Here is a 2,712-nt window from a genome sequence, read left to right as displayed (position 1 = left end):
CTGAGCTATATTTTGATGAATGGTATGACTGGGCGATACGTTCTCAACTGGAGCCTATGATTAAGCTCGCAAAGTCTCTTAAGAAGCACAAGAGAGGTATCTTAAGGTGGTTTGTCACCAAAATGACCAATGGCTTGCTTGAAGGTATAAATGGTTTAGTTCAAGCTGCCAAAAGAAAAGCCCGTGGCTATCGCACTGTAGACAACTTCATTGCCATGATATATGCCACTGTTAACAAACTGGATTTAATTTTTGAATACTAAATATGGATAGGGTCGATCCTTTATTGCCTTTTGGGTGTCGTAATAAAAAAGAACGCGTATCAGTATGGAGCCATGTGTCGCTCACAACCGAACCCGTTCCCTTGTCCACTATATAATATTCTCCACCACGATCGGAATTATACATGTATCAGGTGGTGGATGTAGAGTGAGCAATTGAACCTGTTCCCTTGTCCGGTTTTTTATGAATTTATAGGGTATTTTTAGATTTACACACTGTATTGTTTCAAATATTCTCATAAAACTTGTAAAGTGAAAAATAAGGATTGCTAGATATAAAAATATGCTCTAGTAAATTGATTTTTCAACATTAAATAGCGGGGAGCCAGGCAAGTAATATGAATTTTGAAACTAAAATGTTTGCTGAATTAGAAGATTCAGCAGAAGATCTTAAAATTTCTATGATTATAGATGTTGTAAATGAATTTTTGGATGAAATTTAAAATATTAAAAGAAGTAGAACAAAAGATTGTAATAAAAAATTTTTTGACAAATTGTATTATGGGTTGAACTTGCATAAAAATATATCCCTTAAGTTAATAGTACCACTGGTCTTTAAATCTATAATATTAGAATTTGGTTGGAATTTATGGCTAATAATGGTATTATTTTTATAAAGAAAAAATATTTATAGGTAAATTAATGGGTTATACTTTATATCATGGAAATACAAAACAAGCTATAGAAGATATGGTAGAGAATAATAGTTTACTAGAAAAATATAAATCATCAGGAGACAAGCATTATTTAGGTGATGGTTTTTATTTTTATAACGATTTAAAGCAAGCAGAGCATTGGGCTAAAATGAAGGTCACGAGGAACCAAAAGTATAAAGGGCAAAAATGGGCTGTGTTAGAATGCATTGTAGAATATGAGGAGGAGAATTGTTTAGATCTTGATCAAAGGGAGGAACAAGAATTCTTCTTTTATGAGATGCGTAGGTTAGATAAACAAATTAAGGAAAAAGAATTAGATATAGACGAATATTGTGACGCATACTTTTGTAATCACCTTGGAGGTAGGTTGGATTTAGTTATATTATCAAAGACTTTTGTTTATAAAGACAAACATAAGATCTTTCCTCCACTATTCTCAAATGTAAGATCTGAACCATATTCTAAAACAAGACATTTTAGAACTGAAAAACAATATGTTTTAAGAGATAAGAGTATTGTATCTAACTTAAGAATGCTTCATAATTCTGACTTAAAAGAGGTGAAGTGAAAATGAGTAATGTTAATAAATGGTTTGAAAAAATGAATAATTACTACAAGGATGTAGACAGTATTAAGCTAAAAGATGATTTGGAAACAGCAGGCTTTATAAGCAGTAGATACCAAGAAGAGGCTATAGCTGCTTTTCAAGAAGTTGCATGTTCAATAGAAACTGAAGATGAAGATTTAATAGATATGGAAGATAAACCTGTTGCTATAAAAGTGTAATTTTAATATCTTATATAGTATAAATGTTGTTCTTTTTCCCCATCATGTAAATATACATGAATTAGGAGGGGAATTAATCAATGTTTGCTAAAAATAAAGACAATAAAAAGTTGAAAAAGTGGAAAAATAAAATGGATAGTTATTATAAACAAATAGAAAAAAAAGATTTTAAAGATGATTTAAAAAAAGCGGGATATAAATTTAAAGAATGATTTTATTGTTGAGCACAGGATTTGTGCTTTTTTATTTGGTCAGAAATTTAATTACGATTAATTAGAGATGATAAGATTTAACATAAATAGGTTATAATTTAATGTAATTTGAATTAATTAACCAGCAGGCGTTTCAAGGTACCGTAAACGTATCACCATAATCATAAAGATAATAAGGAAATCACCACTATAATATATTCCATTACACCTAACTTAGGTGTTAGTTTAGGAAAAAATGCTAACATTTTGCTAACGCAATCCAGTGAAAAACGGTAAATTACCGTTAAAGATGTTACAGTAAGAAATTAACAAAACCTTGATATACCGCACTTTTCGCACACACCGTGTAAGATATTACACACTCTCACCTAAGGGGCGGCATGATGTGATGACCGCTCAATCCCTTGAAATATAAGGACTTCCGCATGATTTGCTGCTAACAAAATGCTAACATTAGGTATATAGAAGAGGCTTCTCATTAGTTGATTAAACTTTTGAGAAGCCTTTTCTTTTGCTAGTGTTAGAGGTAATCTTTAATTTATATTGTGATGTCTTGACTAAAAGATATCATCACTATTTTATTATTTGCAAAGTAATATTTAAGTGATAAAGGGTTTAAATATTATATGGATACTTATGTAAATCATTTTCGGTGTTTGTCAATATAGTTGTCGCATTTAATTACTTTAGTATTTTGATAGATTTGATGAATCCCCGAGTTCAGTCAAAGCTACCGCGCTGCGCTTGCTGACCTGGTGGTTTGAATCGAAAGGAAAA

4 protein-coding genes are annotated in these 2,712 nt (G+C 30.9%); all 4 read left to right on the top strand.

What is annotated here, in order from left to right; genetic code table 11:
• Positions 1-263 (top strand): transposase (locus tag NC799_RS18170; RefSeq protein ID WP_272447763.1); only part of this gene is annotated, 263 nt, incomplete at its 5' end.
• Positions 264-923: 660 nt separating this feature from the next.
• Entirely contained in the window at positions 924-1,505 is a 582-nt protein-coding gene (locus NC799_RS18165) for a hypothetical protein (protein WP_272447844.1), read from the top strand.
• A gap of 2 nt (positions 1,506-1,507) precedes the next feature.
• The gene (locus NC799_RS18160; RefSeq protein ID WP_272447843.1) at positions 1,508-1,723 is read left to right on the top strand and encodes a hypothetical protein; all 216 of its coding nucleotides are present in this window, start codon (positions 1,508-1,510) and stop codon (positions 1,721-1,723) included.
• An 80-nt stretch (positions 1,724-1,803) separates the two neighbouring features.
• Positions 1,804-1,935, top strand: a complete 132-nt coding sequence (locus NC799_RS18155) for a hypothetical protein (RefSeq protein ID WP_272447842.1) — start codon at positions 1,804-1,806, stop codon at positions 1,933-1,935.
• Positions 1,936-2,712: the final 777 nt, after the last annotated feature.

The sequence above is a fragment of the Aquibacillus salsiterrae genome (assembly GCF_028416595.1).
Taxonomy (GTDB): domain Bacteria; phylum Bacillota; class Bacilli; order Bacillales; family Amphibacillaceae; genus Aquibacillus_A; species Aquibacillus_A salsiterrae.
Note: the sequence above shows the minus strand (reverse complement) of the source record. Positions and strands in the feature narration are given on the sequence as shown.

Bases quoted from the DNA above. Each gene is read 5' to 3' on its own strand.
- NC799_RS18160 (WP_272447843.1), top strand. From the start codon at position 1,508: ATGAGTAATGTTAATAAATGGTTTGAAAAAATGAATAATTACTACAAG.
- NC799_RS18155 (WP_272447842.1), top strand. From the start codon at position 1,804: ATGTTTGCTAAAAATAAAGACAATAAAAAGTTGAAAAAGTGGAAAAAT.
- NC799_RS18165 (WP_272447844.1), top strand. From the start codon at position 924: ATGGGTTATACTTTATATCATGGAAATACAAAACAAGCTATAGAAGAT.